We start from the raw sequence: 6868 nt of genomic DNA, 5'->3' as shown, positions 1-6868 counted from the left end.
ACTACTACGGCCCACAGCGGACTTGCACCGCCTAGTTATCACCCATGCCGGGCGCACCCCCAAAAACACGCCCCGAAAACGAGGCGTGTTTTAAATTACTATTATAAAATCAGTCCATCTTGACTAATCCGTCAAATACAGCTGTCGCAACCGTTGTATCTCTGCTGCAGTCAAGCCTAAACCGGTGTACAAGTATGCGTCAAAGGTTCCGTAGTGCTCCTGAACCACTTCAAAGTAGTGCGTCAAATAATCTTCATCCACCACTAACGCTTCATTGACTGCCCGCTGTTGGTCAGGCGACATTTGGGCGGCGTATTGTTGTAGGATTTGCTGATTTGCAGCTGCCCGCGCCTCATTAGTCAATAAATAGTCCGCCATGATTTGGGTCTCACTCACATCCAAGATCTTTAAAAACAAGGCCGCGCCGACTCCTGTTCGGTCTTTGCCAGCAAAGCAGTGGAAAAGTAACGGTTCGTTAGGAACTAATAAGGCCTGAATAAACTGCCGATAACTTCCCTGAGCCGTTGCATCCAACGCCAACTGTTCATATAACTGAACCATGCGGTCGTGTACCGCACCCGTACTGGTTATCATCGTCTGTAAACTAGCATCGTTTTGCGTCACTTGCGCTAACACATCCAGGACTTGGTAATCGACTTGCGCCCAAGTCACGTCTGGAAATCGCTGGCGCTCATCTCGACTGCGCATGTCCACGATTCTCGTTATCTTAAGTGTCGATGCCAAGTAATTGATTTGCGCCGTTGTCAGGTGGTCTAGTTGTCCTGAGCGGTAGAGCAATCCGTCCCTAACCATTTGATGCTGACGGTTACGATGACCGCTTAATGAGCGCAGATTCGTAATTGGTTCCATCTGCCACGCCTCCCCGCGAGTTGATACCTTATTGTAAATCTGATTCGTTAGTTTTTCAGAGAAATGCGCACGCAAAAAAAGCGTTTAATCTGCCGACCACGTCCTGAAGTCAACGGATTAAACGCGATGTGCGATTGAAATACCTAATCATCGTTTATATTTGCTAAGTCATGCGGGCGACCACGCGGGTAGCTTGCCTGTCATCAACCCAGCATCAGTCGAAATGGCGCCACTCATGGTCCAATAACGCGCGGGCAACGAAAAGTCCCAGTGGCAAGAACATGATAATCAGTACGGCCTTTGTCAGCCACAGCGCCCCGACGTTGATCTGGTTACTACCAATGCTGTAAATGGCGCGGTAAATGTACAGTCCAGGCACCATGATGACGATTGACGGAACCGTTAATGAAATCCGCGGATAACCATTATACCGATTAACGACTGAGGCAATCAGCCCCGCAACTAATGCGCCACAAAAGGCTGCGGCGGCTGGTGGAACGGCGGTCAAAGACACCAATTCAAGTCGTAAGGTATTCGCGATAGCCCCAATGAAGCCCGCCGTAATCGCCATTTTCTGCGAGCTATTGAACATAATCGAGAAACCATACACCCCGCAAAAACTTGCCGGTAAGCGTAATAGCAAGGTAGCCCAGGGCGACAATCCTAAGGGCAGAAAATCTTCGGGTTTAAAATTAACCAACGTTGCCACCAGCCACCCGACCAACGTGGCAACTAAGGTGACCATTATCGCGTACGCTAGCCGTTCCAGTCCTGAACGCATATCCAACTTGGACATATCCAGCATGCTCGTGATGAACGGAAAGCCCGGAATCACAAACAGCATCGCCCCGATATAGCCGGCTTCATGTTGCGCTAGAATCTGAAAGTTGGCTTCAAATATTTTGAAACTAATCATGTAGGCAAGGCACGCGACCGCGACACTGACCGCAATCCCAGCAATCGTCGTCAGCGACCGTTTACCCATCGCTGCACGCACATAGTTGCCTAAGCCAGCTCCAAGAAAGGAACAAATCATCTCAGGAATACCACCGCCCAGCAGAAAAATAAAGCCGCTGCAGGCTAACCCGGCTGCTAAGCCCAACATCCACGGCGCATATTGTTTTGGCCGCTTTTGAACGTCATCAATGGCCGCGTGAACCTGAGCAACCGTCGCATGGGCATATTTACGATCAAAATCTTTGACGAACTGCTCCAAAATATTCAATTTATCCGTGTTCACACCGGTATTCGGCAAGGTTAACACCTGCGTATAACTGCGTTCGTGATGAAAACAAGTATACTGGATTGAAATCAACCCAATATCTGCGGAACACGTTAAGTTAAGGCTCCGGGCGATTTTATTCATCGCATCGCGTACCCGCCAGGCCCCTGTTCCACAAGATAACATCAAGATACCGACTCGCCCGACGATCGACGTCCGTTCCTGAATACTGGCATGCTTAGCTGGTGCGTCTTCATTGCGAATAAAATCTTTCCACGGAATCGTCATATGGTGCCGTTGTGATAATGGCACCGGCGACTTCTGATTATTATTCATGATTTCCTCCAGACTTAATCCCTAAAGTGACAACGCTTCTATTTCATTTTAGGCCAATCTGTCGGTTTTTGATAGCGTGGCGTTTAATTGTGACGGCTAAATGTTTCACGTGAAACATTAACATAACCATGTATGAAATGGGAAAAGCTTAGTAACGATATTCTCAACAAAATCCAGTTGCAAATTCAATAGAAAAGTCGCGTACAATGTGACACCTATGCGTTTGCTAAAATCATATGTTTCAACTGCTAGTTATGATGAGCTGTTTTTTAGCTCGATGTATATCTAAAAACTAGTGACATATTTTAATTCATTGGCTTCCAGTACATGAACAAATGCTTGCCGCTCACGCTGATAAACTTCCTGACCGCCCACCAAAGCGCATATTTGAAGTGCTTTATGAATCATGTCTAGAGCCATTTCGCGTGGCCTAGAATAATATGCTAATAGCCCTTCTAAACTCAGTATTTTCATGCGCTCATAAAATTGTCGTGGATGCTCAGCTAACTTCTTCATCATGCCTAAGAAAAACCAACCATCATCATATGATCCCTCCTCACAACAATATGTCACTGTATTGTTTAAGATTCGAAAAGCATTTGTGATGTTATCATTTTTTAACAATATATAGGATAATCCGGGTTTTATCATTAATTTGGTTAATTCAACCACTTGTTCTAGCGGCAGCATAAACAGAACATTACCAAACAGGTAAAATTCAAATGATGTCCAACTATTTACCGAGCTAAGGTGTGCTATAACCAATTGTTGCTGGTCATTAGACAAGGATTTGCCAGTTAAATCATCAATTAATGCCGTTAGCATAATTTTTTTAGCACTTTAAAATTATCCGATTCTATAAGGTCGCCATCAACTTGATTAATGAGTTTCTCTAAGCCCGCAATGTTTTTATTGATATAACAATGACTGACTTCCTTTTCAAAGGAGACATTGATCCCGCTGTTAAACTCATTAGTATGTACAAATTCGGAAATTTCAACATTAATCCTTCTGAGTAAAAGTAACAAATTTGAAACTGAAATATCTGATTGACCACGTTCAAATTTTGATAAGAAGGCAATTGTCACGATACCTTGACTAGCCTGAGCCAAGGTGATTTTCTTGCTTACTCTTAATAAACGGAACGTATGACCGATTTTTTCCAAAATAAAACGCCTCTTTTATACAATATGAAAATTATAGTATCCACATTATATTATCATGCTAATATAATGTTGCGCCAAGGAATTACGATCCGTGATACATAATTTAATTGTAAACAGGAGGTGCGCTGATATGTTAAAAATAGAATTATTTTTGTCGAAAAAGAAACATCAAAATCTAACGGGTGATAATACAGCCATCGTTCCTTTAGTATCAACTATTACCGGGCACCTATGTGTAGAAATTTTAAAATATGTTACTCAAGTTGGAAAGCTAACAAGTATAGGTAAACTAATTTCAATCGATTTTGATACCATGCAATCTAGCGTTTCGGAAGAATGGCTACCAGACCCAGAATGTCACATTTGCGGAGGTGATTAAGCATGCAGCAAACACGGTCGTTTAAGCAGCTATGGTCAAGTTTCTTGATTTCTGAAATGGGTGATTGGTTACTAAAAATCGCTTTACCACTCGCAATATACAATCAGACGGGGTCCGCAACTCAAATGGCTACCGTATATGGCATTTCTTTTCTGCCTTGGATTTTCTTTTCGCTATTCGGTGGAATTATGGCTGATAGGTACAACAAAAAATTGATTTTAATATTAGGTAATCTGGTATCAGGCATCCTGGTTTTGATACTAGCAATATTACTAAGCACGAAAACTACTCAAATAGGTTTAATCTATTTAATTGTTTTCTTCCAATCATCAGTTGATCCGCTAATTCACCCATCATTTCAAAGTATCTTACCCAGTATTGTAAAGGATAATCAAATTGTCGCGGCCAACACATCCATTCAATTAGTCGACAATACGCTCAATTTATTGGGGCCATTAGTTGGTGGTAGTTTAGCTGTCATCTTAAACCCGAATCTATCAATCGTTATTGACGCTGTTTCCTTTTTAATTGCTGGATTACTATTAACGCTTATTTCGTATCAACATATTGAGACAGCTGTAAAGCATCACACTATTTTTAATGATATAAAAACTGGTTTTCACTATTCATATCAGAATAAAATTGTTTGGAACGGTGCCCTATTATTTTTATGTACTAACTTTGCGACGAACATGTTCGAAGCTAATTTTATGTACTTTATTACCGGAACGCTAAAATACTCGGCTTTATTTGCTGGGATTACGATGGCAATTTCTGGCATCGGCGCCGTTTTGGGTGGATTAATAGCGCCAATTTTAAACAATCATTATTCTTCTGGTAAGATAATTACTAGCACTACGATTTTAGCCGGCCTGGGTTTAGTTGCGATGTTCCAAGCAACTAACTTTATTTATATTGGCATTGCCTATGGTGTTTCAAATTTATGCAGTAACATCAACGTTATTACATACTTTTCTTTACGACAACGGGTTGTTCCAGAAGTAATACTGGGACGGGTTGTTAGCGTAACCAGAATGATTTCTTATATTGCCATGCCCTTAGGTTCATTCTTTGGCGGCTATTTGATTGGACATCACATTTCTCTCTACGTCATTATTTTAATCGCTGGGATCTTAAGAACTTTAGTTGGGCTATATGCTCGTAGTACACCACTGGGACGCTCAAACGGTGAAGAATCAGTAGTATCAATAGAGGCAGAAAAAGTTTAAATCAGAGTATAAAACCGATTTATTCACAGAAAAGACCTGGGATTGCTTATCACACTTCAGCGATAAACAATCCCAGGCCTTTGTTTCGCATAAATCGGAAAACAAAGTCCAAAAAACTAACTGTGCCGGTACAAATAAATGCATGTCAATACTAAACAAACTGCACTTGTTTTTGTGCCATCATTCCAATAACCATACGCCCATATACTTGAAGATACCAAACTACCAAGCAAGGTAAGCGAAGCTATAATCGCACAACCAATTAAAATGTTATTTGCTAATTTTTGCGTCATAAATCACCATTTTCTGCCTATTCTTAAAAAAACGCGTAAGACTTTGCTCCTCTTCTGAAACAGTAACATTCTCATCAAATGACTTGTAAAACTTGCCATAAGTGATAATAAAATCAAATTTAGTTTTCGAATGCCATAATTGATCTACTTCTCCTAGTGGATACACAATTCCTACTTTTCCTTTTTCAGAGATGACAATAAATATCGAAGAGGTATGCTCTAAGATGCTGGCGCCAGGCGTATAACCCAAAACACGTCTCAAGTTTTTTACCTGTGTACTAATTTATTGATCGGCCCTTGATTACTCTTAAGCTCAAGATTCTTTAATTTCATTAAGCATTAAATATCCACTCGTTTTCATAGAGTGCGTTCCGAACTACTGGCGCGACATTTTGCTCATTTGGTTTACACCACTTATAATCATAAATCTCAGATGAAGCCTTGAAAATCATTGTATTTCTAACAAAGAAGCAATTTAGTTCAACCACCCTATCTGTTTGTTTGTACGCTGGGCCTTGATGCTTAAAAGCCCATCTGATTTGGCTATCATCTATCACTAAAGATAGCTCTTCCTTGAGTTCACGACTTAATGCTTGTTCGAGATTCTCACTTGGGCCTACCTTCCCACCAGGAAAGTAATATGCAGACGAATTAGATTCTCTTGTTAATAAAATCTTCCCGGCATTAATAAAAATAGCATTGGCACAAATTATTTTAGATTTCATTTCGTTTAATAACTCCTCAATCATTTTATTCGTGCACGTAACGTCAACGGCTTGATAATGACATCCAGCGATCCGAATAGAATTGCCTCCAGGATAACATTCATACGCAATCTGTCTCCGACCAAATCCATCACCATCAATATCCCAGCATAAATTAAGAAAATTAGACCACTTTATAGCTGAATATTCTTCTGTCCCCGGTTTTAACAACAATATTTTTAAAGTCTTCAATTGAGACTTGATACTACCAACGAGCAAATATAATCAGACCCTATCAATCACTTGTACTACTGCGTATCTGTATTTAAAGATTTTTAATGCTGAAAAACAGCGACTTCCGTCTAAAAGCACAAATTGATCAGTAGAATAAAGTGGCATCACTAGTTAATATGTTTGTCGACAGTATAATAGTTATAATTGTCCAGAAACATAAAATCGTCGTCTAAGTTCTCACGAATTTTAGGTAATTCCATATTTTTTGTGGCGCCATCCCGGAACTCACCATATTCTCGAATATATCAATCAAAGAGGAGAAAAATCCTTCAATATTCAAAAGAACAATCAGGTTTTGATTTATACCAAGCTGTTACCAGGATAGTACATCAAAAAGTTCCTCGTATACTCCGAAACCACGTGGCAGTTCCCATT

Annotated in this window: 8 protein-coding genes; 2 read left to right on the top strand and 6 right to left on the bottom strand. The window is 40.7% G+C overall.

Translation table 11 applies throughout. The features are described 5' to 3' along the window. Positions 1-123: 123 nt before the first annotated feature. The 4 genes from KGF70_RS16190 to KGF70_RS16175 form a co-directional block, all read right to left on the bottom strand. Positions 124-870, bottom strand: a complete 747-nt coding sequence (locus KGF70_RS16190; RefSeq protein WP_216769571.1) for a tyrosine-protein phosphatase — start codon at positions 868-870, stop codon at positions 124-126. A gap of 214 nt (positions 871-1084) precedes the next feature. Next, positions 1085-2428 carry a threonine/serine exporter ThrE family protein gene (locus KGF70_RS16185; protein ID WP_101872590.1) on the bottom strand — a complete coding sequence of 448 codons (1344 nt, stop codon included), beginning with the start codon at positions 2426-2428 and terminating at the stop codon, positions 1085-1087. 285 nt (positions 2429-2713) lie between these two features. Then, positions 2714-3253 (bottom strand): hypothetical protein, encoded by a 540-nt coding sequence (locus KGF70_RS16180; RefSeq protein ID WP_203180815.1) that lies wholly within the window; start codon positions 3251-3253, stop codon positions 2714-2716. After that, the gene (locus KGF70_RS16175; RefSeq protein WP_216769568.1) at positions 3247-3594 is read right to left on the bottom strand and encodes a helix-turn-helix domain-containing protein; all 348 of its coding nucleotides are present in this window, start codon (positions 3592-3594) and stop codon (positions 3247-3249) included. Before KGF70_RS16175 ends, KGF70_RS16180 begins: the two co-directional genes overlap by 7 nt. Positions 3595-3724: 130 nt before the next feature. Between KGF70_RS16175 and KGF70_RS16170 the strand changes: the two genes are divergently transcribed. Continuing rightward, positions 3725-3973, top strand: a complete 249-nt coding sequence (locus KGF70_RS16170; RefSeq protein WP_216769567.1) for a hypothetical protein — start codon at positions 3725-3727, stop codon at positions 3971-3973. A 2-nt stretch (positions 3974-3975) separates the two neighbouring features. After that, positions 3976-5202 carry an MFS transporter gene (locus KGF70_RS16165; protein WP_216769565.1) on the top strand — a complete coding sequence of 409 codons (1227 nt, stop codon included), beginning with the start codon at positions 3976-3978 and terminating at the stop codon, positions 5200-5202. Between the two features lie 270 nt (positions 5203-5472). Here the strand turns inward: KGF70_RS16165 and KGF70_RS16160 are convergent, their stop codons facing one another. Beyond that, positions 5473-5745, bottom strand: coding sequence for a hypothetical protein (locus KGF70_RS16160; RefSeq protein ID WP_216769564.1), 273 nt, complete (start codon positions 5743-5745; stop codon positions 5473-5475). A gap of 82 nt (positions 5746-5827) precedes the next feature. Then, complete coding sequence (locus tag KGF70_RS17470) at positions 5828-6451, bottom strand: NUDIX domain-containing protein (RefSeq protein WP_253954909.1); 624 nt, start codon at positions 6449-6451, stop codon at positions 5828-5830. Between the last annotated feature and the right edge of the window lie 417 nt (positions 6452-6868).

The sequence above is a fragment of the Lactiplantibacillus sp. 7.2.4 genome, assembly GCF_018991185.1.
Lineage (GTDB): Bacteria > Bacillota > Bacilli > Lactobacillales > Lactobacillaceae > Lactiplantibacillus > Lactiplantibacillus pentosus.
This window is presented reverse-complemented; position numbering and strand designations above follow the sequence as displayed.

Excerpts from the sequence above, each read along its gene's own strand:
- KGF70_RS16190 (WP_216769571.1), bottom strand. The coding sequence starts at position 870 with ATGGAACCAATTACGAATCTGCGCTCATTAAGCGGTCATCGTAACCGT.
- KGF70_RS16185 (WP_101872590.1), bottom strand. The coding sequence starts at position 2,428 with ATGAATAATAATCAGAAGTCGCCGGTGCCATTATCACAACGGCACCAT.
- KGF70_RS16180 (WP_203180815.1), bottom strand. The coding sequence starts at position 3,253 with ATGCTAACGGCATTAATTGATGATTTAACTGGCAAATCCTTGTCTAAT.
- KGF70_RS16170 (WP_216769567.1), top strand. The coding sequence starts at position 3,725 with ATGTTAAAAATAGAATTATTTTTGTCGAAAAAGAAACATCAAAATCTA.
- KGF70_RS16165 (WP_216769565.1), top strand. The coding sequence starts at position 3,976 with ATGCAGCAAACACGGTCGTTTAAGCAGCTATGGTCAAGTTTCTTGATT.